At 48.4% G+C, this 24,532-nt stretch carries 25 protein-coding genes and 1 riboswitch; of the genes, 12 read left to right on the top strand and 13 right to left on the bottom strand.

Features of this window, described 5'->3' with window-relative positions; genetic code table 11:
- Window positions 1–66: 66 nt before the first annotated feature.
- Together NC981_RS02570 and NC981_RS02565 are read right to left on the bottom strand one after the other, a co-directional pair.
- The gene (locus NC981_RS02570) at window positions 67–1,938 is read right to left on the bottom strand and encodes an iron uptake porin (protein WP_348241397.1); all 1,872 of its coding nucleotides are present in this window, start codon (window positions 1,936–1,938) and stop codon (window positions 67–69) included.
- A gap of 111 nt (window positions 1,939–2,049) precedes the next feature.
- The gene (locus NC981_RS02565) at window positions 2,050–3,009 is read right to left on the bottom strand and encodes a M48 family metallopeptidase (protein WP_348241396.1); all 960 of its coding nucleotides are present in this window, start codon (window positions 3,007–3,009) and stop codon (window positions 2,050–2,052) included.
- A 66-nt stretch (window positions 3,010–3,075) separates the two neighbouring features.
- Here NC981_RS02565 and NC981_RS02560 point away from each other — a divergent pair, with 66 nt between their 5' ends.
- Window positions 3,076–3,714 carry a Uma2 family endonuclease gene (locus NC981_RS02560; RefSeq protein ID WP_348241395.1) on the top strand — a complete coding sequence of 213 codons (639 nt, stop codon included), beginning with the start codon at window positions 3,076–3,078 and terminating at the stop codon, window positions 3,712–3,714.
- On the opposite strand, the gene NC981_RS02555 is transcribed toward NC981_RS02560, so the two are convergent.
- From NC981_RS02555 to trmD, 3 genes are read right to left on the bottom strand one after another with little or no spacing between them, the layout of a single operon-like run.
- Complete coding sequence (locus NC981_RS02555) at window positions 3,701–3,925, bottom strand: DUF6737 family protein (RefSeq protein WP_348241394.1); 225 nt, start codon at window positions 3,923–3,925, stop codon at window positions 3,701–3,703. The genes NC981_RS02560 and NC981_RS02555 overlap by 14 nt on opposite strands.
- Before the next feature lie 4 nt (window positions 3,926–3,929).
- Window positions 3,930–4,913 carry a DUF1517 domain-containing protein gene (locus NC981_RS02550; protein WP_190378525.1) on the bottom strand — a complete coding sequence of 328 codons (984 nt, stop codon included), beginning with the start codon at window positions 4,911–4,913 and terminating at the stop codon, window positions 3,930–3,932.
- A complete protein-coding gene (trmD, locus tag NC981_RS02545) occupies window positions 4,913–5,632 on the bottom strand; it encodes a tRNA (guanosine(37)-N1)-methyltransferase TrmD (protein ID WP_348241393.1) in 720 nt (239 codons plus the stop codon). Before trmD ends, NC981_RS02550 begins: the two co-directional genes overlap by 1 nt.
- Before the next feature lie 168 nt (window positions 5,633–5,800).
- Between trmD and NC981_RS02540 the strand changes: the two genes are divergently transcribed.
- The 5 genes from NC981_RS02540 (at window position 5,801) to NC981_RS02520 (ending at window position 11,105) form a co-directional block, all read left to right on the top strand.
- A complete protein-coding gene (locus NC981_RS02540) occupies window positions 5,801–6,688 on the top strand; it encodes a cyanophycinase (RefSeq protein ID WP_348241392.1) in 888 nt (295 codons plus the stop codon).
- 220 nt (window positions 6,689–6,908) lie between these two features.
- Window positions 6,909–9,617, top strand: coding sequence for a cyanophycin synthetase (gene cphA / locus NC981_RS02535; protein ID WP_348241391.1), 2,709 nt, complete (start codon window positions 6,909–6,911; stop codon window positions 9,615–9,617).
- 196 nt (window positions 9,618–9,813) lie between these two features.
- Complete coding sequence (locus NC981_RS02530) at window positions 9,814–10,083, top strand: GlsB/YeaQ/YmgE family stress response membrane protein (protein ID WP_348241390.1); 270 nt, start codon at window positions 9,814–9,816, stop codon at window positions 10,081–10,083.
- Window positions 10,084–10,262: 179 nt separating this feature from the next.
- Window positions 10,263–10,526: a hypothetical protein gene (locus NC981_RS02525; RefSeq protein ID WP_190378521.1), complete on the top strand. Its 264-nt coding sequence runs from the start codon at window positions 10,263–10,265 to the stop codon at window positions 10,524–10,526.
- 114 nt (window positions 10,527–10,640) lie between these two features.
- A complete protein-coding gene (locus NC981_RS02520; RefSeq protein WP_348241389.1) occupies window positions 10,641–11,105 on the top strand; it encodes an Hsp20/alpha crystallin family protein in 465 nt (154 codons plus the stop codon).
- Between the two features lie 51 nt (window positions 11,106–11,156).
- Here the strand turns inward: NC981_RS02520 and NC981_RS02515 are convergent, their stop codons facing one another.
- Entirely contained in the window at window positions 11,157–12,611 is a 1,455-nt protein-coding gene (locus NC981_RS02515; protein ID WP_348241388.1) for a glycosyltransferase, read from the bottom strand.
- Between the two features lie 322 nt (window positions 12,612–12,933).
- The gene (locus NC981_RS02510; RefSeq protein WP_190378519.1) at window positions 12,934–13,362 is read right to left on the bottom strand and encodes a peptidylprolyl isomerase; all 429 of its coding nucleotides are present in this window, start codon (window positions 13,360–13,362) and stop codon (window positions 12,934–12,936) included.
- Window positions 13,363–13,442: 80 nt separating this feature from the next.
- Here NC981_RS02510 and NC981_RS02505 point away from each other — a divergent pair, with 80 nt between their 5' ends.
- The 3 genes from NC981_RS02505 to NC981_RS02495 all read left to right on the top strand — a co-directional run bounded on the left by NC981_RS02505 (window position 13,443) and on the right by NC981_RS02495 (window position 17,118).
- Entirely contained in the window at window positions 13,443–14,942 is a 1,500-nt protein-coding gene (locus NC981_RS02505; protein ID WP_348241387.1) for an NAD(P)/FAD-dependent oxidoreductase, read from the top strand.
- On the top strand, window positions 14,942–15,838 hold the full coding sequence (locus NC981_RS02500; protein WP_348241386.1) for a DMT family transporter: 897 nt from the start codon (window positions 14,942–14,944) through the stop codon (window positions 15,836–15,838). Before NC981_RS02505 ends, NC981_RS02500 begins: the two co-directional genes overlap by 1 nt.
- Before the next feature lie 418 nt (window positions 15,839–16,256).
- A riboswitch (cyclic di-AMP (ydaO/yuaA leader) is annotated at window positions 16,257–16,380 on the top strand.
- A 102-nt stretch (window positions 16,381–16,482) separates the two neighbouring features.
- Window positions 16,483–17,118: a universal stress protein gene (locus NC981_RS02495; RefSeq protein ID WP_242027118.1), complete on the top strand. Its 636-nt coding sequence runs from the start codon at window positions 16,483–16,485 to the stop codon at window positions 17,116–17,118.
- A 39-nt stretch (window positions 17,119–17,157) separates the two neighbouring features.
- Here NC981_RS02495 and NC981_RS02490 read toward each other — a convergent pair whose 3' ends face one another.
- The gene (locus tag NC981_RS02490) at window positions 17,158–17,499 is read right to left on the bottom strand and encodes a hypothetical protein (RefSeq protein ID WP_348241385.1); all 342 of its coding nucleotides are present in this window, start codon (window positions 17,497–17,499) and stop codon (window positions 17,158–17,160) included.
- Window positions 17,500–17,561: 62 nt separating this feature from the next.
- Window positions 17,562–18,527, bottom strand: a complete 966-nt coding sequence (locus NC981_RS02485; protein WP_348241384.1) for a CHAD domain-containing protein — start codon at window positions 18,525–18,527, stop codon at window positions 17,562–17,564.
- A gap of 173 nt (window positions 18,528–18,700) precedes the next feature.
- Between NC981_RS02485 and NC981_RS02480 the strand changes: the two genes are divergently transcribed.
- On the top strand, window positions 18,701–19,363 hold the full coding sequence (locus tag NC981_RS02480) for an HAD-IB family phosphatase (protein ID WP_348241383.1): 663 nt from the start codon (window positions 18,701–18,703) through the stop codon (window positions 19,361–19,363).
- Here the strand turns inward: NC981_RS02480 and NC981_RS02475 are convergent.
- Both NC981_RS02475 and purN read right to left on the bottom strand, forming a co-directional pair.
- Window positions 19,325–20,263, bottom strand: coding sequence for a branched-chain amino acid ABC transporter permease (locus NC981_RS02475; protein ID WP_348241382.1), 939 nt, complete (start codon window positions 20,261–20,263; stop codon window positions 19,325–19,327). The genes NC981_RS02480 and NC981_RS02475 overlap by 39 nt on opposite strands.
- Window positions 20,264–20,465: 202 nt before the next feature.
- Window positions 20,466–21,086 carry a phosphoribosylglycinamide formyltransferase gene (gene purN, locus NC981_RS02470; protein WP_348241381.1) on the bottom strand — a complete coding sequence of 207 codons (621 nt, stop codon included), beginning with the start codon at window positions 21,084–21,086 and terminating at the stop codon, window positions 20,466–20,468.
- A 140-nt stretch (window positions 21,087–21,226) separates the two neighbouring features.
- On the opposite strand from purN, the gene NC981_RS02465 reads away from it, so the two are divergent.
- Window positions 21,227–22,156: a sugar ABC transporter permease gene (locus tag NC981_RS02465; protein ID WP_348241380.1), complete on the top strand. Its 930-nt coding sequence runs from the start codon at window positions 21,227–21,229 to the stop codon at window positions 22,154–22,156.
- Here NC981_RS02465 and NC981_RS02460 read toward each other — a convergent pair.
- On the bottom strand, window positions 22,153–22,335 hold the full coding sequence (locus NC981_RS02460) for a hypothetical protein (RefSeq protein ID WP_190378918.1): 183 nt from the start codon (window positions 22,333–22,335) through the stop codon (window positions 22,153–22,155). The genes NC981_RS02465 and NC981_RS02460 overlap by 4 nt on opposite strands.
- A 238-nt stretch (window positions 22,336–22,573) precedes the next feature.
- Here NC981_RS02460 and NC981_RS02455 point away from each other — a divergent pair, with 238 nt between their 5' ends.
- Complete coding sequence (locus NC981_RS02455; protein ID WP_190378510.1) at window positions 22,574–22,819, top strand: hypothetical protein; 246 nt, start codon at window positions 22,574–22,576, stop codon at window positions 22,817–22,819.
- On the opposite strand, the gene NC981_RS02450 is transcribed toward NC981_RS02455, so the two are convergent.
- Entirely contained in the window at window positions 22,816–24,417 is a 1,602-nt protein-coding gene (locus tag NC981_RS02450; RefSeq protein WP_348242028.1) for an Hsp70 family protein, read from the bottom strand. The genes NC981_RS02455 and NC981_RS02450 overlap by 4 nt on opposite strands.
- Window positions 24,418–24,532 lie beyond the last annotated feature (115 nt).

Genomic DNA, 24,532 nt, shown 5'->3' with positions numbered 1-24,532 from the left:
GCGATCGATCGCGTCTCTACGGGTTTTCGCGTTTATTAACGATTGAATTACAATCGTCAACCCAATCTAAAAACTAAACTGGGTGCGAATGTTACCGACATAGACGGTTGGGTTGCTGTTGAAGTTGTTGGCATTGAAAATCGCGTAGAACGTTGGCACGATCGCAATGTTGTTGCTGAGCGGATAGAAGTACGAAGCCTCAAGCTGATACTGCGTTCCACCATCCCCAGCGCCAGAAGCGAAGAATTGACGACCCCGTGTAATATCCATCGGCATCAAGAATGCGACTGTCGCTTGTGCGCCCTTCTTGCCTAAATCTGGGAAGGCAGCACCGACTTGAAAGGATTGTGTCCGCACTAAACCATTTACCGGATTGAGTCGCGTATTGGCAAAACTATAGCGACCAAACAGACCAATTCCAGGAGTAACCAGCCAATCGAAGTTCACACCAAACATACTGGCGTAAGCATATTTCAGTCCGCCGCCCGTGACGCTGCCATCGGGTTGCAGCACCGAGAAACCTGGGCCTGCATCCAAATATCCATAAGGAATCGGTTCACCGATCGCGCCTCCGACTTGTCCACCGTATGCCTGAATCCGCGAGTAGTTATACTGCAAGCGCAGATTAAACGTATCGCTGGGTGAGAAGGTCAGTTCTGCTGAAGCCGTGTTAGTGCCGCCGAACAGTCCAAACGCCGGATTGCTTGAGGTGTTGAAGCCGAATTGAGACGGTAGAAACTCGGTGTTCTCGCCTAAGTAGCCCAAAGCCAAGCGGAACTGACGGCTGAGTTGTGCTTCTACGACCAGTCCAGAGCCACGATCGATGGTGTTGGTCTGAGTGCTGTTTGAGGTGTCGAAGCTCGCACCTGACGCAAAGACATTCAGGAAGCGGTTGCCATCGAAATGGCGATACCAGTTAATCCGAGGCCCAACCGTAACTTTGATCCCCTCGTTAACGGGGAAGGTGTAGAAAAAGTCCCGAATCACAATATCGCTGCGTCCGTTGACCGTTCCGGCGGTTTGGTCAAAGAACGGAACCCCCGTCGCATTAAAGAATCCAGCCGAGGCGTACTGATTGTACGGAGAGATGCCATTGCCTGCTGCTAGCTGCGTTACTAGGCTATCTCTTCCGGTGAACGAGGTGTTGAGCGTGAGCCAGGTGAGGAAGCTGAGCGTTGGCTCTGGATCGGGCGCGATCGCCGAAATCGGTGCGCCACCTGCCGTTCTTGCTCCTGCAAATCGTGTATCTGCTGCTGAACCGGGAACCCCCTCAAAGCGCACATCTCCGGTACTCCGCGCAATGGTCGGGTTAATCCATAGACCACCAGAGAGCTTCGTTGTGGTTGAGAATTGCTGTTTTTCTAGCGTTGTGGTGCGAGCTTCGAGCGCATCCACACGACCCCGAATCGTTGCTAATTCTGCGGCAAACTGCTCTTGCAGTTTTTGCAGAGTCGCAAGGTCTTCTTTTTTAACCAAATCCGCCGTAGAAGCGGCGATCAGTTCGTTGATGCGATTGAGGCAGGCATTCAAACCTGCGGCAAATTCATAGCGTGTGGTTGCCCGATTGCCTCGGAAGGTACGATCGGGATATCCAGCGATACAGCCATAACGCTCGACTAAAGACTGCAAGGCTTGAAATGCCCAATCTGTCGGTCGAACATCGGTGAATTGAGAAACTGAGGTCACTTGCTCCATTCCGGCTGCAGGTGCATCTGCTTCCAGTGCAGCAATGCTATTCACTGAGTCGAAGTTAGGCGTTACGTCTTTCGCGTCAGGCTTGAGCTTGTGGGCTGCAACAGGTTCGGCGGGAGTCGCCTGTGCCGGGGTTGCTTCTAAGACCGGAGCTTGCAGTTTTTCGGACGCTTGCGCCGACTGCACCCAAAACAAAACCGCTGGAGCTGCTAACCACAGCTTCCAGTTGCGAACAGGATTCAACATTTTTCCTCACACCGTAGAAATAAGCCAATGCTGTATGGTAGCAGACATTCACTCGATCGTATGTAACTTATTAGACTGACGGTTGTAAGCAGTGATTTTACCAGTGCTGAGTTATTGCGATCGTCGAATGCGATCGATTTCTCGCTGCAATTCTTCGATCTGTCGCTTTAGCCGATCGGCTTCCTCGTTGTGCGGCTCAACGTTCACGGCTCCTTCTGCTCCGACTCGTACATAGTTCCCCTGGCGGATGTTTTGGAACTCAGGAGAAGCTGCCCACTCCTGCAAATATCGAATGCGTTCGATCGTAAATGGATGCGATAGAAATACACCATTTGATACATCGTTATAGAGCGAGAATTTGTAGAGCTGATTTAATTGATCATCATCCAATGCTTGATAGCGATCGCTTTGCTTGATCAGTTCCTCCAAGCTCATTTCGTGAGCATATTTTAGTGAACCTCCGGCGAGTCGCATCATGCCGTTGAGGGTTGGATTGAGTTCATCCATTACTAAGAGTGAAGCGCGATCGGCGGAGAGTTCTGCTTTTCTCAACCATTCATAAAACGCCAACATTAAGCCCGTACTGATGAAGTTACTCAGACCAAAGGTGAGATCTGCTAAGCCTGCGATCGCAAAATTCATCCACATTGCCATCTGTGTCAGCGTCGTATGTCCACATTTAAGATGTCCGAGTTCATGAGCGATTACCGATCGGAGCTCGGTTTCAGAGAGCAAATCTAACAATGCACTATTTAACACGACGCAAGGTTTTTCTTGTCCAAGTGCAAACGCATTCACTGATGGCGCTTGTGACACAAACAAGGCAGGTTCAGGTGTAATATCTAAGCTCTGCAAGCATTCGCGAAAGATTTGATAAACCGTTGAGAACTGTCGAACTCCCACCTGAACTGAGTTACCCATCAAGTAGATGTAGCGAGGACGTTCGTAGACAAACTCCACAAACTTTCGAGCCACCAGATCAAATCCGGGTACGCTCCGCAGTGCTTGTTCTGCTTGTCGATCGAGCGGATGACGAAAGGCTTCACTCGAAATTCCGGGATAGTTTGGCATTGCACCTCTTCTCATTGAATCAGGTTCATCAACGCTAACATATGCTTATGTTCTCCTGGATTGATCATGAACATCATTCAAATTCCAACAGAGACTTGGGTTGCTGCAAGCTGGCAGGAATATTTAGAAACGATCGAGAATCCAGCTTTTGAGAAGGCGAAAAGTTATTATCACGATCACAGATTTAGGATTGAAATGCCCCCACTTGGACACGATCATGCGGCGGACAACACGATCGCAAACTTTGCAGTAACATTGTTTTGTACGTTGAAGGAAATTCCCGCGAAAGGACTGACTAACTGTACATTTCGCAAAGCAGGTGTTCGAGAAGCACAGCCAGATTTAGCGTACTACCTGAATGAAAACGCAGAAATTGTGCCTTGGGGAACAGCCATCATCGATCTCGATCGCTTTCCTCCGCCAGATTTAGTCATCGAAATTGCCAACACTTCCTTATCGGATGATCAGGGTGAAAAACGGCTCTTATACGAGGATTTGCAGGTAAAAGAGTATTGGATTTTTGATGTCAGAAACGTTCGCGTTCTGGCATTTGCGATCGAAAATCAAGGTAGTCGTCGGATTACAGAGTCTTTAGTTCTACCAACATTACCGATCGCACTACTTCAAGAAGCACTCCAGCGCAGTCGTCAGCAAAATCAAAGCCAGGTTGGTGCCTGGCTACTATCAGAATTTAATCGGTTGTAGTTTCCTGCTCCAGACTTTTTGCCACGGCTTTTGGATAAATCAAGAGAAAGAAAACCATCCAGGTTAGGACTGGAATTGCAACTAAAGCTGTTACCCAAATCGATCGCAACAGCAACCAACTGCCGCTAATCAATCCCACCCCAGTCAACAAGATTGACCAAGGCTGACACCACCAGGGCTTGTAATCCCAGACATTTGTGGATTGCTTCATCGCTTTAGATTTGCAGCATTTCGGGGTATTCCATCAGCATCTCGTCGTAAGTGAGACTATCGCCTTCAACCTGCGGTGTCCATTGCAGTTCAAACCTGAGCAGATAATCCATGTTAAGGCTTGAAAGCTGAGTCAGAACTTCTGTGAGTGCTTCAGTAGTTCGGAGTTCAGAAAACAAAGGCTTATCGTCTGCGGTTCCGACTAATAACGTCACCACAATGTAAGAAGCAGGATCTTTATCTGGATCAAGCTCAAAGTCTTTTTGCACCAGTTTACCGCTCGCATTAGTCAGCGTTTCTGTAGTGTACTTGCTGCGTTCTACGATCGATTGTTGATTAAACAATTTCTCCGCTTCTTCGCGGGTCTTCACCGTCTGCGAACTTGCACGGACATGGCTCCAGTTTTCCGGCATTCTCAATAGCGCCAACACCGCTTCTTGTAATTCGGCGTGAAGTCCCTCGATCGTCTCCGTATCGGCTTGTTGAACAATCTCCGCTAACTGCGATTGAATCGCGCGACCTTCTGCAAGTAAGCCAACTTGAACCTCTGTCACCGTCACGACATCGTTTTCAAGCTCGCCGCCTCCCTGCTTGCCTGCCTTGAGAATAAACCAAACCCAAATGGCTAGCGCTGTTCCTCCGATGAGCATCAATCCCACAATCAGCCACAGAACAGCACTGCCGCTGGAGTGGCTACCACCGTAACCTCCGCCATAATACCCGCCACCATAGTACCCACCCGATCGAGGAGCCACAGAGCCACCGGAATCAGAGCCGCTACTGCGATTAGAACTTCCCGAAGAACGGTTACTAGAACTTCCCGAAGGACGGCTAAACGAGCCACCTCCACTCCGCCCACCACTGCGTGCTGCATAGGCAGCAGAATCAATCAACAGTTCAGAGCGCAACAGCAACGGGATTTGAACTGAGTTCAGAACGACAGAACTCGCGATCGTGGCACACAGCAGGCGGAATGGTTGGATAAACATTATTCGAGATTGACCTTTTTTTTGATTTGCTCAGATTCTTTCAGCCAATCAGCATATAAATCTGGACGGCGAATCCGAGTGCGTTCGATTTGTTGTTCGGTGCGCCAGCGATCGATGGCGGCATGATTGCCCGATCGCAGAACAGCAGGCACCTCTAATCCTCTAAACACAGGCGGACGAGTATATTGCGGATAATCGAGCAGTCCGGCTTCAAAACTTTCATATTTGAGTGAATCTTCTTTACCGATCGCACCGGGTAACAGTCGAATTGTGCCATTTAGTAATGCCAACGCTGGAATTTCTCCACAAGTCAACACAAAATCTCCGAGCGACACCTCACGAGTGACTAAACTCATCACTCGCTCATCTACTCCTTCATAATGTCCGCAAATGATGACAATTTGCTCCAAGTTTGTGGCAAATTCTTTCAGCATGGATTGCTGCATTGGCTCCCCTTGGGGCGTCACAAATATCACCTCGCGCCTCGGTAAAATTGGGAGGGATTCCACCGCCGCGAAAATTGGCTCCGGCTTAATTAGCATCCCCACTCCACCGCCATAAGGCTCATCGTCAACCCGCCGATGCTTATCAATCGCAAAATCACGCGGATTGATCAAATGAACTTCAGCAATATTTTTAGCCAACGCTTTCCCCAACAACCCAGAACTGAGCGGCGACTCAAAGAAATCGGGAAATAACGTCACAATATCGAAGCGCATATTTTAAAGAGCGAAATTGCGTTACAAGGAATTGATAATTTGGCATGATTGAAAGTCATACGAAATTTGATCGCCAACCTTCAATCCCTCATGCCAATCCTACCCGTTTGATCCTAAACCGAATTCTCGCCACTCATTCATCGTTCATCCCTATATTCCTTATCCTTCATGCTAGAGTCAGTCTTGCAATCGATTAAACCGCAGATGCCTCAGTCCCTCAATACCGCAATTATGGTGATCGGCGGTGCAGAAGATAAACTCCACGGTCGAGATATTCTCCGTGACTTCTTTTGGCGCTCAGGAGGGAGTGATGCCCGCATCGCCATTATTCCGTCTGCCTCGCGTGAACCCCTTGTCATTGGCGATCGCTACCACACTATTTTTATCGGCATGGGGGCACAAGAAGCGAAGGTGCTGAATATTGACGATCGCGCTCAGGGTGATTTGCCGGAACTGCAAGAGTACGTGAGCGAATGTACCGGAGTGTTTCTGACTGGAGGCGACCAGCTTCGGCTTTGTGGATTGCTTGCTGATACCCCTGTGATGGACATTGTACGATCGCGGGCGCAGGCGGGACAAATTACGCTTGCCGGAACCAGTGCGGGTGCCGCCGTCATGGGTGATCACATGATTGCGGGCGGCGGTAGTGGTGAATCTCCGAATCATTCTCTGGTCGATATGACGCTGGGATTGGGCATTATCCCAGAAGTTCTAGTTGATCAGCATTTTCATAATCGCAATCGCATGGCACGGCTGATGAGCGCGATCGTGGCACATCCGACGCTGCTGGGCATTGGAATTGATGAAGACACCTGTGCCCTGTTTGAAGGCGATGGCATTCTTCAGGTACTTGGTAAAGGTGCCGTGACGATTATCGACCCTAGCGAAATGACCTACACCAATCAAGCGGACATTGGAAAAACCGACCCGCTCTGTATGGGAAATTTACGGCTGCACGTTTTGAGCGCGGGTTGTCGATTTGACTTGCGCCAGCGCACGATGCTGATCCGAAACTATCGCAAACAGTCATCTTGGGATCACGCAGCCGCAGATTGATTTAACCTTGATCGATCGGCAATTCTGCTATCGTGCCCAGTAGAACAGTTACGTTGTGTTACGAAACTCCGCTCTCAGTTCCGACGATCGAGGAAACCAGTTCTTTACAAACTACTGATTCAGCTTACGCCGGAAACTTGAAACTTGTGTTCACGGTTGATTTCCTTTTAATTTCAAGACCCTCATCTACCCCCAGCTTGTATCCCAGAATTGAAGCGATATGAAGATATTGAAAGTTCAGACGTTGCGTGGTCCTAACTACTGGAGCATTCGCCGCCACAAGGTCATTCTAATGCGTCTAGATTTAGAAGACCTCGCCGAAACGCCTTCTCATCTAATTCCCGGATTTTATGAAGGATTGGTCGAGTTGCTTCCGTCTTTGGTGGAACACTATTGCTCTCCAGGTTGCCGGGGTGGATTTCTGGCGCGGGTTCGAGAAGGCACCATGATGGGACACATCATCGAGCATGTTGCGCTTGAACTTCAAGAGCTGACAGGAATGCCTGTGGGATTTGGGCGGACTCGTGAAACGGCTGAACCTGGGGTGTATCAAGTTGCGATCGAATACATCCACGAACGTGCTGGGCGCTATGCCGCGAGAGCGGCGGTTCGGATTTGCCAAACGCTGGTCGAAACGGGTCGCTATCCCAAAGACGAGCTTGAACAAGATCTCCAGGATTTACGCAATGTTGCTGCCGAATGTGCATTAGGACCCAGCACGGAAACGCTGGTCAAAGAAGCCGAATCGCGCAATATTCCCTGGATGGAGCTAGGAGCGCGATCAATGATTCAACTCGGCTTCGGGGTACATCAGAAACGCATCCAAGCAACGCTGAGCAATCAGACGGGAATTTTAGGAGTCGAACTTGCGTCGGATAAAGAAGGCACGAAACAAATGCTGCGATCGGCGGGGGTGCCTGTCCCGCGTGGAACAGTCGTGAACTATCTCGATGAACTAGAAGATGCGATCAAGGATGTGGGTGGATATCCGATCGTGATTAAACCGCTGAATGGCAATCATGGGCGGGGAATTACGATTAACATCACCAACTGGGAGCAAGCAGAAGCGGCTTACGATGCGGCAAAAGCAGTATCGCGCTCGGTGATTGTGGAGCGCTTTTATCAGGGGCGCGATCATCGAGTGTTAGTCGTGAATGGAAAAGTGGTCGCGGTGGCTGAACGGGTTCCAGCACACGTTGTTGGCAATGGTCGATCGACGATTCAAGAATTAATTGATGAAACCAATCGCGATCCGCGTCGGGGCACCGGACACGATAATGTGTTGACGAAGATTGAACTCGATCGCACCTCTTGGGAGCTGCTAGAGCAAAAAGGCTACACCCTGGAAACTGTTCTACCCGAAGGTGAGATCTGCTATCTCAGAGCAACAGCGAACTTGAGTACGGGCGGTGTAGCGATCGATCGTACCGATGATATTCACCCAGAAAATATCTGGTTAGCGCAGCGCGTCGTCAAGATAATCGGCTTAGACATTGCCGGAATTGATGTCGTGACCGAGGATATCTCGAAGCCGCTGCGCGAAATGGATGGTGTGATTGTCGAAGTGAATGCGGCTCCTGGATTCCGGATGCACGTTTCACCGAGCGAAGGCATTCCCCGCAATGTTGCCGAACCTGTGATCGATATGTTGTTCCCTCAACATACGAACGGACGCGTCCCCATTATTGCGATCACCGGAACGAATGGAAAAACCACAACCACTCGGCTAATTGCTCACCTCTTCAAGCAAACTAATCAAGTGGTTGGCTACACAACGACAGACGGAACCTACATTGGCGATTACCTGGTTGAACCCGGAGATAATACGGGGCCTCAAAGCGCCCAACTGATTTTGCAAGATCCAACCGTTGAAGTTGCAGTGCTCGAAAGTGCCAGGGGTGGAATTCTGCGATCGGGCTTAGCCTTCAATGCTTGTGATGTAGGTGTTGTGCTTAACGTTGCGGCGGATCACCTGGGATTGGGGGATATCAACTCGATCGAAGAAATGGCGCGGGTGAAAAGCGTTGTTGCAGAAGCAGCACTTCCTAAAGGCTATGTGGTTCTGAACGCTGATGATCCGCTAGTAGCTGCGATGGCGAGTCGAGTCACAGCTCAAATCGCTTATTTCTCGATGAATCCGCAGAATGAATTAATTCGATCGCACACTCAGCGCAGCGGACTCGCTGCCGTTTACGAGAATGGCTATCTGTCAATTCTCAAAGGCGATTGGACATTACGCATCGAGCAAGCGATTAATGTGCCCTTAACATTAGGTGGACGCGCACCGTTTATGATTGCGAATGCTCTCGCTGCAAGTTTGGCAGCGTTTGCTCAGGGTGTTCGTATCGAGGACATTCGCGCTGCACTGATGACCTTCCAAGCTTCCACCAAACAAACACCGGGACGCATGAATCTATTCAGCCTCGGAGAGTTCCATGTGCTGATCGATTACGCCCACAATCCGCATAGCTATCAAGCGTTGGGTGGATTTGTGCAGAACTGGAAAGAAGGAGAGCGCATCGGTGTGGTTGGCGCACCTGGCGATCGTCGCGACGAAGATTTTGTGCAACTCGGCAAACTCTCAGCCGACTTGTTCAACCGTATCATCATCAAAGAAGACGACGACAATCGTGGACGCGATCGCGGCAATACCGCAGCGCTGATTGCTCAAGGTTTGAGGGAAACCAAGCCCGATGCCCACTTTGAAACGATTCTAGATGAAACCACTGCAATTCAAGCTGCATTAGATACTGCGACTCCCGGTAGTTTAGTGGTGATTCTGCCAGAAAGTGTGACGAGAGCAATTGAGCTGATCGAAGCGCGAAATGCTGTACAGGTGATGACCCCTGTGAATCCTGCGAATGCCCAAGAGAATCACTTACGATCGCAGTTTGTTTCCCCGTCGCGAGAAGCGATTCCGACTCCATAAGCTGAAGTCTGATAGCAATGAACGCAGGAAAGACGCGATCAATCGATCGCGTCTTTTTTGGATCAAATCATTAAATAAAAATGTTTTTCTTCTAGTGAAGACAAAAACAGGGATATACTGCCTCTCTAGATAGAAACCCTAGATCGATTGATCAACTCTCCACACCTAAAAATTTGAAGCTTTAGGAGAAATTAGCATGAATATTATTGCTTGGGCTGTACTTGGAATCGTTGCAGGTGCGATCGCCAAACTCCTTTACCCTGGGCGGCAGGGCGGCGGAATTTTCAGCACCATGATTTTAGGCATCATTGGTTCGTTCTTAGGCGGAAGCCTGTATACGCTTCTAACGAAAGGAACAATCAGCCTCACTGCGACCGGATTTAGCTTACCGGGCTTACTTGTAGCAGTCCTCGGAGCCATGATTGCAATCTTTCTTTGGGGACTCGTCACCCGTAGCGCTGCATAGTATCAGTGCTCGACCGCTACGAAATTGACTGCTTCAATCTGTGCTGAGGATTATCTCGCGGTTACTGTCGGAAGAGAGAGTGCTGCTAGATAATCCCTTCTTTTTAGTAGAGGTCAAACCCCCATTACTGCTCGTATTCTAGGATTCATCAAGACGCGGATCGAGGGGCGAAAGTAGTGATGACTTACCTTGGACAACATATCGAAATCACCGAACAAGATGCAGGTTGGATTAGCATTTGGTGGCATGAAGGTGGCATGATTCAGCTTGGCTTTTTCTCGAATGCACCAGATGCCTGGCAAGCTGTAACAGAATTAATTCAACGGGATTTAGCAGTACGCTGCCTATTAGGTGTGATTGATGAATGGCGCGATCGCGATCAAATTGATGAAGTTGAATATGCTTTGGGTGTGAACTCACTGGTTGAATTTGTACTGGCCTAGATCGGTTAACTCTACTGAATTAGTACAGTTCTCCTGATCACTAGGTAGCGCTGGGTACGGCACGATAAGGACATGAAGGTTCAAGTCCTTAATCGCTATCCAAGAGGTCACAATATGTTAGTTAGATACTGGCAACCCTGGCGCGAAATCGATACACTCCGTCGTCAATTTGACCAACTGTTTGATTCTGTTGCTTCGAGCGATTCCTTTGACTGGACACCTGCAATCGAACTTAAGGATACAGGCAATGAGTTGGTTGTCCGCGCTCAGCTTCCTGGCATCGACGCGAAAAATCTCGATGTTCAGGTCATGAGGAATGCGATTTCTTTAGCAGGTGAACACCGTCAGGAGCAACGCACCGAAGAGCATGGATTGTTTAGAACTGAGTTTCGCTACGGCAAATTCCAGCGTGTGATCCCGCTTCCTGTTGAAGTTCAAAATGATCAAGTGAAAGCTGAATTCAAGGAAGGCATCCTCAGTTTGACCTTGCCCAAGGTAGAGCAGGCAAAAGTCGTGAAGCTTAATCTCGCTGACACTGGTGGAGCGCTTGAAGCTGGAACTGAAGCGCCTCAAGCATAGTCTGGCTGTCTCGTTATGAATTTAAGGGAACCGCAATTGCGGTTCCCTTCTTTATTTGGCTTCCGGCAGGGCATCGGTTGATCGACGAGTCACAATCCATTCCGTATTGCCAACAATGTGATCATAAATTGCCGTAATTGCGATCACGCTTTTAAACACACAGTAGAACGGGATAAACAAGCAGTAAATCCAGAAATCTTTGGCAGAGTGTTTGATTACATCAGTTCTCACGAGCCAAGCCGCCAGCGTTTGTAGTGGGCCACTCGCCAAGGTCAATAGGGTCATTGCCCAAATATATTCTGGAGCAATATCCGGCGCCTGTGAGCCTGTGAGCGTTAAGCTAAACGCCATTGGAAACGCTTGCAGTGCAATGAAGTGAAAGCCTGCACTATATACCAGCAGCAGCGTCCAATAGGCTTTCTGCCAACTGTCTAAACGCAGCGATCGTACAATCACGGCTTGATATTTCAAAGTGACTTCTAACCAACCTTGTGCCCACCGCTTGCGCTGGAACCAGAAAGCTCTTACATCTACAGGCGCGAGTTCCGTCACAACGATCGTCGGATCATGCACGATGTTGTGTCCGCTCAGCAAGGTTCTAAAACTTGCATCGATATCTTCAGTCAACATTCGCGAGCTAAATCCGATGTGCTTCAGCACCGAAGTTCTCCAGTATCCATTTGCGCCACAAAACACACCCGTATCGACTAGCAGCGATTTTGCCGGATGGCTGACTCCATAGATACACTCAAACTCGACCGCAATCATCCGCGTCATGAAGTTAAAACCCCGATTGCGAATTACGTTGCGCCCCTGCACAGCGCTATAGCGATAGTTCGAGAGCCAGCGCCAAGCGCGAGTAAAACAATCTGGATTTGGATGGTGATCTGCATCTAAGATCCCAGTCACTTCTCCGGTCACGATTTCTAAGGCTGCGTTAATATTCTGCGCTTTTGATCGACTGCCTTCGACACAAAGTAGTTGAAGCTCTGGATGCTGCTCAGCCAGTTGCTCTAAGCGGTCTTCAATCGGTAAACGTTCTGGTCGATTGTATGCCAGAATCACCTCTAAGCCTGCTTCGGGACGCTCGATCGTCTTTAAGATATACTCCAGCGTTTCTAGAATAATCTGCTGTTCGTTCGGCAAATACGCCGCCACAATTAGCGAGCATTTGGGGACATCAACTGTAGCTCCGAGCAACGGGTAAAGGGGCTGAGTGCGAGGAGAGCGCATGAATCTCTGCACAATCCCGAACTTTGGTACCTTGGCGATATGTCCGCGACGATACGTGATTGCTGTGGACAGCGCTTCCCCAACTACCACGATCGAAGTCACTAGGTACAATATCGGAATCAGAACGTGAAGAAAGGAAAGATCCCATCCATTCTCCAAAATGTAGTAGTACAGCGCTGTCGGTAGACCAATCACGACAAAATGAGTCAGAAGAATTTTGTCGAGGATAGGTCCGAAGAAGACAACGGGCTTGTGCAGCAGTCCCTTACGCATAGTAGTTGATTAAAGACCAGAAGAGCTTCTTCATAGATAGAAACCACGTGTTACAGAAGTTGTCAAACTCATCTCTGTGTGAATTTGACCACTTATTGGCTTAAACCCGCGCTATTTATCCCTTTCAAGATTTAAGAGATAAGCAGCACTGCTTAACAACAGAGCGGACTGAACACAGACTTCTCTTTTTAGATAGAGAAATCTAGCTCAAGATCGAGCTTCATCTGAATTCACACAGATTACGGAATTTTGACAAATAAAAAGGCTTTGTGAACAACATTTTTCGCCACAAAGCCCATTATTTCTCGATTAATCAGTTTTATTAATCTATTTCGACTAATTGAATATCAAAAACTAAGTCTTCTCCTGCTAAAGGATGGTTTGCATCTAGCGTAATATCTGCTTCCGAAACATCTGTCACCACGACTGGGATGGTTTCTCCGGAGGGTTGCCGAATTTCTAGCTGCTGCCCGATTTCAGGCTGCATTTCTGGCGGCATCTGAGCACGATCGACCACAACGACCATTTCTTCGCGATGTTCGCCATACGCTTGCTCAGCGGGAATGACTTCGGTTTTCGCATCTCCCGGACTCATGCCCACGACCGCTTTTTCAAAGCCGGGGATAATGTTGCCGTCTCCGATCGTAAACTCCAACGGTTCGCCGTTGGCTGAGGAATCGAATACCGTGCCATCATCGAGTTTGCCTGTATAGTGAACGCGGACGGTGTCCCCTAATTTTGCTTGTGTCATAGTGAAATTTTTGTAGCGTCAATTCACTCTAGCAATAATGGTTAGAGATGACAGAACTCTTAAGGTAGAGTCAAGAAACGATGCAAGATGTGATTGTAGTTGGAAGCGGAATCGGGGGATTGGTTGCAGGTGCACTTTTGGCGCGTTACGGCAAGTCGGTGCTGGTGTGTGAAAGCCATACCATTCCAGGAGGCGCGGTGCATAGCTTTTCGCGGCAGGGGTTTCACTTTGATTCCGGCGCATCGTTTTACTGTGGATTAAGCGATTCAAGCTCTGTGAATCCCTTGCGCCAAGTCTTGGCTGTCTTAGGGGAATCGGTGGAAGCGGTTCCTTATGATCCGTTCGGGCATTATCACTTCCCGGACGCGACACTCCCGGTTTACGGCAATCTAGAGAAATATCGATCGACGGTGTCCCAAATTTCTCCGCAGGGTGCGATCGAACTGATCGAACTCGAAAAGCGATTTCTCAAACTGTACGCAGGGTTGCGAGAAATTCCCACGCTGGCACTCCGGAGCGATTGGAAATTAGCTCCGATCTTGCTGAGTCGCTATCTTCCATCGCTGCTGAAGATGTTGCCAAATCTACCAATGATCCAAGCTTCAGTTGGGGATTTGATGGATCAAACCGTTCGTGATCCGTGGGTGCGGCGGTTGATCGATTTAGAGTGTTTTTTGCTGTCGGGACTGAAGGCACATGGAACGATCGCGCCTGAAGTGGCGTTTATGTTTGGCGAGCGAACAAACTCCGTGATTGATTACCCGATCGGGGGCAGTGGAGCGATCGTTGATGCACTGGTTCGTGGACTGAAAAAATGGGGCGGGACATTGCGGCTTGGAACTCACGTCGAAAAAATTCTGGTGGAATCAGGCAAAGTTCGGGGAGTGCGGCTGCGAAACGGTGAGACATTATCAGCCGCGATCGTCATTTCTAATGCGAGTGTTTGGGATACTTATGCTCAGCTTTTAGAGCCGACAGATCTTCCTACTTCCTACCGTAAAAATGCGCTGGCTACGCCTGCGATCGATAGCTTTATGCACTTGCATCTGGGCATTCGAGCAGACGGATTACAGCATCTCACTGGACATCATGTGGTTGTGCATGACGATCGCGACATCACGACTCCTGGGAATACCTGCATGATTTCCATTCCCTCGGTTTGGGATGAAAATCTAGCGCCATCCGGTCATCATGTGGTTCATACGTATACCTTAGAACCCTTCGCAGATTGGACACGCAATGCCGAATACGAACAGAAAAAATGGGCACGATCGCAGCCACTTTACCGAGCGGTTGAGCGAGTCATCCCGGATCTCAAAGACCGAATTGTTCTAGAACTGGTTGGAACGCCGCTGACTCATGCGCGATATTTGCGACGATATCAAGGAACCTATGGAGCGGGAATTCCAGCAGGACAGGGATTATTTCCGAGTTGTCACACGCCGATCGAAAACCTCTACCGCGTTGGAGACAGCACCATGCCGGGAATTGGAGTGCCTGCGGTGGCGGCTTCTGGGATTCTCTGTGCCAATACTCTGGTCGATCCGGCTCAAACTCTCGAATTGGTTGACTTGCTTTGATGTCTTTTTTTCTACAGTTTCGGGGTGAACTTGCCGCGCTCGCTGCTGCATTGATTTGGGCGTGCGGCTCGATCGTCTACACCGGAGTCGGACGGCAGATTACTCCTTTAGCGTTGAATTTTACAAAAGGCTGGATCGCGATCGTGCTGCTCGGTCTCACCTTTTTGTTCACAGGACAATCCTTTCCGGCGATCGATCCTGCCTCATTTTTTCTCTTGTTTCTCAGTGGCGTAATCGGCATCGGATTCGGAGATACCGCCTATTTCAAAGCGCTCAACTGTATCGGGGCACGACACACTTTATTGTTTGAAACCCTCGCCCCGCCACTCTCTGCGATTCTTGCCTTGATCTTTCTTCAGGAACGCTTATCTGTCGCCGCCTGGCTCGGAATCGGACTGACGATCGCTGGGGTCGTTTGGGTGATTTTGGAACGGGTTTCGGACAGGCATGAGAACTTTCGCCCCCTACAAGGAAGTTTGTACGGACTGCTTGCGGCGATCGGGCAAGCGGCGGGGGCAGTGTTATCGAGATCTGCGCTGATTCATACCGATATTGATTCTTTGTGGAGTACCTTAATTCGGTTAATCGGGGGCACGATCGCGCTGTTGATCTGGATACTTCTACAGCACCAAATTAGCGAAATGATCAAACCCCTAAAAGATCGTCGTTTGCTTGTGGTAATCGCCGGAACTGCTTTTATCAGCACCTATCTCGGTATCTGGCTCCAGCAAACCTCGCTGAAATTTGCCACCACGGGGATTGCTCAAGCACTCAGCAGTACCAGTCCCCTGTTTGTTCTTCCTATTAGTTGGGCAATGGGCGATCGGATCAGTCTGCGATCGTTTTTCGGCGTTCTCATTTCTCTTTTGGGAGTGGCTTTATTATTCCATCGCTAGTAATGTATAGAACTTCTCCACAGTTAACCCAATTATTAAAGTGTAGCGATCGCGACAATTTAATCCTGGAGATGGATGGAGATTGAGGTTTCGATAGCAGAAACTAATAATTGAAATTAGATTTTTTCAGTCAATGAGAATACAGACTTTAAAGAAGCACAGGATTTTTAGGAGCGACTGATACAATTGGAAGGGGGGCTTGCTACGGGGGCTGGATTAGTTAATGCCTCACTTTTGTTTTGCAAGTAGCAGTTCTATCGCTTTCACCTGTAATAAATTAACTAACAACGACTTGAGCCAGTGTTCCTGATTCTTTTGGGTTCCCAATTATTTGTGAAACAGCCAAGGTTGTTATGCCTACATTTCGTCAACATCTAGGGAAGCTAATCTGTGGGTCGCCTAATCTGAGTTTGGTAGAACAGTAATCTGACCAAATTCAAAGCGGAGGAACCAATTTTTGGGGCGAATCTCAAACACCCGTCTGAGAAAGACACCTTCCAGTCTTAGCCCGTCAGCTAACTCCGTCGGCATTGGGAGGATGACTCAGTGTTTAACTCTGAGTTTCCTAAACTAACTCGATCGTTTGCGATCGGGACAACTCCCTCACCCACCTCTCGCTTTTGTAGTTAAGAGAGGTTGCACTCATGAACATTCATTCGATGCTGGTACGGCTCCAAGGAACGCTCGGACGTACTGATCTTGTCCAGAAAATGGTTTTAATTCCTGCAAAAGCCCCAAGCGGTGCAGCAGATTCGGGAATTAATCTCGTCGTTGGTTACTCAAATTCACCTAGGAGCCAGACCGCATTGGATTTGACGCTCTGGATCGCTCATCAAACTCGCTTAGCAACCGGAAAACAAGTCACGGTTCAAGTGGTGTACGTGGTTGAAGACGGTATGATGAAGCGGATTCCAGTGTTTGAATCGGGTGCAAAGCGTAAAGCCGCAGCAAAAGCCGAAGGCGAATGGCGCACCAGTCGAACGGCGATCGCGGAGCTAGAAACCGCGACAAAAGCGCAGTTCGGTGCGGCGGAATTGTTTGAACAAGCCGATCGTATTCTGTGGAATGCTCGATGTATGGCGGAAGAGTGGCGCGGGTCGCTCAAAACGCATCTGCGGTTTGGTGTGGTTGCGAAAGAGCTAAAAGAGGTTGTGGCGGCGGAAAGCGCATCGCTGCTGATTCTGGGCTGTGATGCCCCGGATCATCCCTTGGTGAAGCAACTGGGCAAGTCGTTCCCCTGTCCTGTGTTGGGGATTCCGTCGGTGTTAGAAGGCGAATAAAAAAGTGCAGCAGATCGACGATCTGCTGCGATCTAGACTTTAAAGGGGCGATTGTCCTGTAATTAGCATTCGATAGCCAATCGCGATCGAAACGAACGAAACCAGAAACTGCCAAAGACTCGTGGGATTCAGAATGGCTCGACTATTGAAGAAAACGAAGGTAATTCCGAGGATTATCGGTACCCAGCCTAGTCTTCGATCACGTCTTGGAAGAAAGATCAGCATCAAGATTCCGGCAACTAAGGATGCGATAGAAGCGTTTGCTGCGATTCCCTGCCACCAATAGCCATAACCGCCAGTGGTGAAAATAATTTTTTGTCCTAAGAAGTAGATTCCAAGAATAATTAGACCTAAACCGAATAGCCGCAAGAAAGTACGCATACCAGCAGCGTGAGAGACGATATGCTAAGAATTCCCACGCTGCTTGTTAGGATTTTGGCTGGTTAAGATTTGGGTTGCAAAACGAGCTGACGCAGTTGAATCCGAAAATCGACATCTAAATATTTTTCTTGCAACGATCGCCATTCTTTCCAAGCGATTGCCATTCTTTGATCGAGCCGACCTGAGAAAGTGGGGCAAAGTTTCTCGATCGAATCATTCAAATGTTTGTTTAGAAAAGATTGCAATATAACGCTGTCTTGAATCTGTCCTAAAACTTCTTGAATTTGCTTAAATTCATCCACCTGAAACTCGTATCCTTTGCCATAGAAATCGGTGAATAGCTCAGTTTGATAGCGCAATCGCTTCATCTGCTTGCGTAAATCGTGCAGAAGTTCGTCTTGCTTTAGCTGCTCTCGAATAGATTCAGGCGTAATGGGTGCAAAGACTTTTCGATCAGGCTCGGACTCGAATTCAACGCCGATCAGCCAAGCGGGATGTAGCAAAATGCCGCTAATCAAGGGCAAGAGAATATCAGGCAAAACTTCTCGAATGGGCAACTGGGCGATCGCGCTGAACTGCGGCCATGCTAACCAATCCTCCATGCTTTGCTTGAATGCCTCGTATTTTTTGGACTCCAAGGTTTTTTGCAGTTGATCAAAATCTCGCGATCGCTGCTGCTGCAATTTTTTGAGCGATCCCTTTAAAGTGTCCTGCTCACGCGCAGGAAGGCTGGTATGCGAAGTGAGTTCAAGCTGAAGCACATCTAGATCGCGTACCGCTCCCAGCACTTGAGCAAATTTGCGAATTCTCGCTTCGCTGGCGGCTTCGGGCAAGTCTGCGGCGAACCCAAACACCTGAATTGCAGTTCTCAGTCGTCTTAACCCCACTCGCATTTGATGGAGTGCTTCTGGGTCTCGATCGGCTAAAACGTCCTCTTCGTGCTTGATCGCTTTACGGAAATGCTTTTCGATCGCGCGATGACCATAATAGCTTAGAGCTTCTTGGGGTAATCTTATTTGAAAATTCATAACGAGTTCTCATAACAGGTTTACCAGTCATCTTGAATTTTGTATTAGCTCAAATCTAGAAACCTCTAGCTTTAGTTTATGATTTGCAGGCAGAATGCAAAAATTAGCGCAAAAAAAGTATAAAAAATACTGACTTGCTCAAACTATAAAAGTAGAAATCACCTGGAAAGAAAATGAAACGCATTGTATTTTGCGACTTTGACGGCACGATTACCCAGGCAGAAACCTTTGTCGCAATGCTGAGAGAATTTACACCTGTATTATCAGAGCGTTTACTTCCAGAAATTTATGCGAAACGTCTGACTTTACGGGATGGAGTCCGAAAGTTTATTCAATCGATTCCATCAGCGCGATATGGAGACATCATCGAGTTCACGCGATCGCAGCCGATTCGCCCTGGTTTATTAGAACTGCTTGATTTTCTTGAGTCGAGGGAGATTCCTTTTGTCGTGATTTCTGGCGGTTTAATGGGAATGGTTGAATCTGTGCTTAATCCGCTCCGCCATCGAATTTATGCGATTCATGCAATGGAAGTCGATACGAGAGAACAGTTTTTACAGGTTCATTCTGCTTACGAAAGTGAGACAGAAATTGTGGCAAAAGCACAAATTATGGCGAAATATAACGCGGATCAATCGATTGCGATCGGGGATTCGATTACCGACTTAAATCTCGCTTTAGCTGCCGAAGTTGTGTTTGCGCGTCCGCCGCTCACTCGGTATTTAGAAGAACGCAATAAAGCCTTTATTCCCTGGAGTGATTTCTTTGAGGTTCAAGATTATTTGCGAGATCATGTTTTAGGTGGTTCCTTTGAACAATCCCTGCGGACGCACTAACAGCACAATCACCATAATTAACAATGCAAATCCAAGTTTGTATTGGGCTGTAAATAAGCGAGTTGCGATAATAAATCCAGCGATCGGATTTGAAGCAAATGGCGATAACAAATCAGTCAATCCGCCTCCGACCTCTTGTGCAATGCCGATAATTAATCCACCCGCGATCGCGCCGTAGGGATTACCAATTCCCCCTAGAATCACCGACGCAAATAGCGGCAGAATTAGGAACCAGCCCATATTCGGGCGCACGGCTTCCACTAATCCCAACATACTGCCGCCTAATGCTGTCAAACTTCCGGCAATTACCCAAGTCCAAATCACGACGCGATCGACATTAATTCCTGTTGTGCGGGCTAGATCTAAATCGTCTGCCACTGCCCGCATCGCTTTACCAATTTTGGTGTTTTGCAACAGGTAATGTAATCCAGCGATCGCCGCGATCGCTAATAGGATCACCAGTATTTTATTAAACGGAATATTGATTCCAAAAATAGATAAGGCGCGAAGCACAGGAAGGTTATACCGTTGATTGCCGCCGCCCCAAATCAAGATAATGCCATTGCGAATAAACAAGGCAAGCCCGATCGAAATAATAATCAGCGTGGTTGGGGTTGCTCGTTTTTTTCGCATCGGCGACCAGAGCAGTTTTTCGCTCAGTAGAGTCACTCCAACCGTGACGATCGCAGAGAGAAACATCGATATCCAAATATTGATACCGATCGCATTAAACAGCAGCGTAAAATAAGCGCCCAGCGTCATGAAATCACCGTGCGCGAAATTTGAGAGTCGCAGAATTCCGTAAGTTAGGGTTAATCCCACTGCTGAGAGCGCGATTATGCTCCCGACAGAAATTCCATTGACAACTAACTGCACGAACTGAGCAAAAAAGGCATCCATGCGCGGCACTTGATCACGATATCGCTTGATTGTGCCTGAAGTGGGGAAGTTTGGGAAGAGATCCGAAATTTTGCCAATAAAAAAGCAGTCCCTACCCGGTTTGGACTGCCCTTGTGTTAGACGATGAGCTTCTCAATCTGTATATATCATGCCGCCTCTGGGCGAACTACACATCAGCCTAAAGGATGATGTAAATCAGCATTTACAAGGAGTTTGCCGCTGCAATTGCGATCGCTGCGGGATAGATCCGATGTTCTTCTGCATGAATTCGAGCTTGCAAAGTTTCGATCGTATCTTCTGCAAGTACCGGAACCGCCGCTTGAATGATAATGTCGCCGCTATCGACTTCTGGAACGACTAAATGAACGCTACACCCTGCAATCTTCACACCTGCTTCTAAGGCTTGCTCAACGGCGCGATTGCCCTTAAAGCTCGGCAACAAACTTGGATGAATGTTGAGAATACGATCGCGAAATGCCTCAATCAGAACCGGAGTCACAATCCGCATCCAACCCGCCATGATCACCCATTCCACTGAATGCTGCTTCAAGGCTTTGACGATCGCTTGATCTAAGTCCTCCCGACTAGCAAACTCCCGGTGATTCAGTAAGACGGCGGGAACGTTAAATCGGTTCGCTCGATCGACGACTTTTGCCCCCGGATTGTTATAAATCACCACCTGAATATCTGCATTGAGGTGCCCGTCTTGAATCGATTGCGCGATCGCTTCAAAGTTACTTCCGCTTCCCGATGCCATCACGCCAAGCTTGAGGCGCGGATGAGACGGAAATTCAGCGTGTTCAGGAGAAATCAGCGCAACCATGAGAACGATGATGAGAAAACAGCTTCTCAGTTTAGCGTAGGGGCTGCGATCGCTGGTAGAAACAATTTCTTAAAAGTTGATTGTTCATGTTAATTGATAGCCAGACCGATAAAATAACCCTAATTTGAACGATCGCCCTCATGCTCTTTGATTCCCTTCGCACCAAACCCCGATCAGATTCCGGATTCTCGCGCTTACTTGATCGAGAAGTGATTGCTGCTTGGGTTTTTCTCGCGCCTGCGTTGATTCTGCTTGGTGTGTTTGTGTTGTATCCGATCGCGTATCTGTGCTATCTCAGCTTCACTACGGGCAGCTTCACCCGATTGGGGGTGCGCTGGGTCGGATTACGGAATTATTGGCGATTGCTGCTGAGTCCTGATTTTTGGCAAGTATTGGGGAATACGGCTTACTTTACGATCGCAACCGTGATTCCCAGTTTGATCCTTCCCTTGGGCTTAGCGGTCTTGCTGAATCAATCAATTCTGTTTCGTGGATTGCTGAGAGCCGCTTACTTTATTCCGTCGATTACGTCGTTAGTTGCGGTTGGATTGGGGTTTCGCTGGCTCTTTCAAACCGATGGCGTGATCAATCAGTGGTTAAACGCGATTAATATTCCCGCAATTCCCTGGCTTCAAAGTACGGTTTGGGCGATGCCTGTGTTGATCCTGCTCAGCATCTGGAAGCAGATCGGATTTAATATAGTCGTGTTTCTGGCGGGATTGCAAACGATTCCAATCAATCGGTATGAAGCCGCAGAACTAGATGGGGCAAACGCTTGGCAGAAGTTTCGATATGTGACACTGCCGGGATTGAGACCGACGATCGTCTTCGTTACCGTCACTACTGCAATTTTTACCTTACGAAGCTTCGAGCAAGTCTATGTAATCACGGGCGGCGGCCCAATGAACTCCACCAACTTGCTCGTTTACTTCATCTACGATCAAGCCTTTGCTCAATTTGATTTTGGTTATGCAGCGGCGGCGGCAACATTGCTGTTACTAATCGCGTTGCTATTGGTGTATTGGCAAGTCCAAACACTGCGTGAAGCGGAGCGATCGAGCGATGATTAAGCATCCGGGAAGGTTTGCTGAAACTCCTCGATCAGAATATCCATCTCCTCAAGCGCCTGATTCACGTCAATCCGCAACGCGCCCAGATTCGGCTGTTCCATCAGCTTCAATAGAGATTCGCGCTTGCTTTCGATCAGCTTAATCCGTTCTTTAATCGTTTCCGCGTCCATGTTGAGCATTCCTCCAGGTCGATCGAGCTTATGTATGACTGAATGTTAAGCTACTCTCAATTCTAGTCAGATTTCCTCAAAACTGAGCAAAGTCGCATCAATTAAGGCTTTCTGTACTTCTGTCTTTCGACAGATGAAATTTGTTTAAAAATTCACACCAGAACTTCACAAAATTTGTGAGCAAGGGTTCGATCTACAAGTAAAGTAATGTGTACTCCTCCACTAGATTAAACCCGAAGAGTTAAGTATGGGTAGAAAAAATCATCCTCCGGCTTGGATTGTCGTATTGGTTTGCAGTGCGGCTGGCGTTGTGTTAGGCGGTTCGGCAAGCTGGGCAGAAAGCAATCAGTGTCTGCAAGATAAGGTCGTGACTAATCAATGCTTGACCCAAGATCCTGTGAGAAAGACGGGCGAAGGCATGATGGCAGGAATGGTAGCGGGTGCGGGTGCGGCAGTCGGCGCAACTTGGAGCCAACGAAAGCGCGATTCTTAACTCAACTGCACCACGGGTTGATCCTCGACTAACGTTCGCGCTGTTAACAAATCCTCAACCGTGATTTTGAGGAAGCGATCGCTATCCACCTGAAATTGCACTTTAATGCGATCGCTTCCCGGCACTCCCGGCGGATCAAGCTCTGCAATGCTGCGCGATCCGTCTCGATCGTTTAATGCCTGCACCGGAGCCTGGGAACGGGTGAGATTTCGAGTGACTAAGCGATCGCCATCAAAATACACCTCGGTCTGAACTGTTTCTGCGCCCATTTCACCGATGACGAGTTCGATGCTGGGTTGACTGTCGATCGACGCACCCAACACTAACTCAACGGGCTTCTCCATCGGATAAGGCTGTCCCGCTTTAACTAAGGGATGCCAGTTGTGGCAATTTTGCCTGCGATCCCAATAGCGAATGCCGTAACCGTGGTAGAGAAAGTCTTTAAGCTGTACGCCTTGACTCAGTTGAAGTGCGCCTTGAGCGATCGCTTCAAACGGCTTTTCACATCGAATCAAGCTTTCGTCAAAATACTGCCGCACCCAGTTGTGAACGGCTGGAATTTGAACCGTTCCACCCACTAATAAAACGGCATCAATATCACTTGTTGCCAACCCTTGACGGCGAGCTTGTTGCAGCACTTGTTCCATTGACTCATCAAGCTGAGTGAAAAATCCGCGATCGCTCAAAATCTGCTCAAACTGCGATCGAGTGAGCGATAAGTCATAGCTTTCAAACGTTTCGTCGTTGAAGAACACTTCTTGCGCTTGAGTGGAAAGAGAAAGCTGAATCTTCAGGCGTTCTGCAAGTCTTGCAATTAAGGGTGTTGCCGTGAGCCCCTGAGTTTTGACAAAATGATCCACGACCCAATTATCTAAATCTGAGCCGCCTAAATTCTGTCCCGCTTTAGCAATCACTCTAGCAATCCTTGCTTTTTGTCCTGACTGTTCCTTAAATGATTTCTGCCCCCATTTCAGAATGAATCCCAACGGTTTCGATTGAGAGATCTCGTTCACGTTGATTTGAACGATCGATAAATCTAGTGTGCCGCCACCAAAATCAACCACTAATAACGTTTGTCGATCGCTTAATCCATATCCCAATGCCGCCGCAGTCGGTTCATCAATCATTCTCACCTGATTGATATCTAGCGATTCGCAAATCTGCCCCAACCACAATCGATACGCCTCGAAACTATCAACCGGAACCGTAAACACGATCGACTCTGCAATCTCTGGATCAGTCGTTTTGAGTTGGTTGATCATTTGCGTCAGAAACCACTCGCCAACCTGCTCAAATCGAACGGTTTTTCCGTCTAATTCCGGTAAAAATCCCTGTACATCTGTCCCAATTCCACGCTTAAAGTTGCGGAAAAATCGAGCATCGCTGCTGATATCTAACGCCCGATCGCGCACCTGCTGACCGATCACAACTTTTCCCTGCGCTGCATTCTCCACGTACATCAAACTTGGGATCAAAGGTGGATTTTGGGCAAGGCGCTGCGAAATTCCAGGAAGAGAAAGGGTTTCTGGCTGTTGGGTCGCTGCATTCCATCGGGTAATCACAGTGTTACTGGTTCCGAAGTCGATCGCGTAAGGCATTCTGGCGCTAGGTAGATTGACGTGAATCAGGTATACCAATTCACCAAACCATAAGAGATGTCTCTAAAGCAAGATTTTGCCGATGTTTTCAATCCTGAACTTCACGCTCTCTTAA

The sequence above is a fragment of the Leptolyngbya sp. DQ-M1 genome (assembly GCF_039962505.1).
GTDB lineage: Bacteria > Cyanobacteriota > Cyanobacteriia > Leptolyngbyales > Leptolyngbyaceae > Leptolyngbya.
This window is presented reverse-complemented; position numbering and strand designations above follow the sequence as displayed.

Coding starts and splice junctions, on each gene's coding strand:
- NC981_RS02570 (WP_348241397.1), bottom strand. CDS start 1,938: ATGTTGAATCCTGTTCGCAACTGGAAGCTGTGGTTAGCAGCTCCAGCG.
- NC981_RS02565 (WP_348241396.1), bottom strand. CDS start 3,009: ATGCCAAACTATCCCGGAATTTCGAGTGAAGCCTTTCGTCATCCGCTC.
- NC981_RS02560 (WP_348241395.1), top strand. CDS start 3,076: ATGAACATCATTCAAATTCCAACAGAGACTTGGGTTGCTGCAAGCTGG.
- NC981_RS02555 (WP_348241394.1), bottom strand. CDS start 3,925: ATGAAGCAATCCACAAATGTCTGGGATTACAAGCCCTGGTGGTGTCAG.
- NC981_RS02550 (WP_190378525.1), bottom strand. CDS start 4,913: ATGTTTATCCAACCATTCCGCCTGCTGTGTGCCACGATCGCGAGTTCT.
- trmD (WP_348241393.1), bottom strand. CDS start 5,632: ATGCGCTTCGATATTGTGACGTTATTTCCCGATTTCTTTGAGTCGCCG.
- NC981_RS02540 (WP_348241392.1), top strand. CDS start 5,801: ATGCTAGAGTCAGTCTTGCAATCGATTAAACCGCAGATGCCTCAGTCC.
- cphA (WP_348241391.1), top strand. CDS start 6,909: ATGAAGATATTGAAAGTTCAGACGTTGCGTGGTCCTAACTACTGGAGC.
- NC981_RS02530 (WP_348241390.1), top strand. CDS start 9,814: ATGAATATTATTGCTTGGGCTGTACTTGGAATCGTTGCAGGTGCGATC.
- NC981_RS02525 (WP_190378521.1), top strand. CDS start 10,263: ATGACTTACCTTGGACAACATATCGAAATCACCGAACAAGATGCAGGT.
- NC981_RS02520 (WP_348241389.1), top strand. CDS start 10,641: ATGTTAGTTAGATACTGGCAACCCTGGCGCGAAATCGATACACTCCGT.
- NC981_RS02515 (WP_348241388.1), bottom strand. CDS start 12,611: ATGCGTAAGGGACTGCTGCACAAGCCCGTTGTCTTCTTCGGACCTATC.
- NC981_RS02510 (WP_190378519.1), bottom strand. CDS start 13,362: ATGACACAAGCAAAATTAGGGGACACCGTCCGCGTTCACTATACAGGC.
- NC981_RS02505 (WP_348241387.1), top strand. CDS start 13,443: ATGCAAGATGTGATTGTAGTTGGAAGCGGAATCGGGGGATTGGTTGCA.
- NC981_RS02500 (WP_348241386.1), top strand. CDS start 14,942: ATGTCTTTTTTTCTACAGTTTCGGGGTGAACTTGCCGCGCTCGCTGCT.
- NC981_RS02495 (WP_242027118.1), top strand. CDS start 16,483: ATGAACATTCATTCGATGCTGGTACGGCTCCAAGGAACGCTCGGACGT.
- NC981_RS02490 (WP_348241385.1), bottom strand. CDS start 17,499: ATGCGTACTTTCTTGCGGCTATTCGGTTTAGGTCTAATTATTCTTGGA.
- NC981_RS02485 (WP_348241384.1), bottom strand. CDS start 18,527: ATGAATTTTCAAATAAGATTACCCCAAGAAGCTCTAAGCTATTATGGT.
- NC981_RS02480 (WP_348241383.1), top strand. CDS start 18,701: ATGAAACGCATTGTATTTTGCGACTTTGACGGCACGATTACCCAGGCA.
- NC981_RS02475 (WP_348241382.1), bottom strand. CDS start 20,263: ATGGATGCCTTTTTTGCTCAGTTCGTGCAGTTAGTTGTCAATGGAATT.
- purN (WP_348241381.1), bottom strand. CDS start 21,086: ATGGTTGCGCTGATTTCTCCTGAACACGCTGAATTTCCGTCTCATCCG.
- NC981_RS02465 (WP_348241380.1), top strand. CDS start 21,227: ATGCTCTTTGATTCCCTTCGCACCAAACCCCGATCAGATTCCGGATTC.
- NC981_RS02460 (WP_190378918.1), bottom strand. CDS start 22,335: ATGCTCAACATGGACGCGGAAACGATTAAAGAACGGATTAAGCTGATC.
- NC981_RS02455 (WP_190378510.1), top strand. CDS start 22,574: ATGGGTAGAAAAAATCATCCTCCGGCTTGGATTGTCGTATTGGTTTGC.
- NC981_RS02450 (WP_348242028.1), bottom strand. CDS start 24,417: ATGCCTTACGCGATCGACTTCGGAACCAGTAACACTGTGATTACCCGA.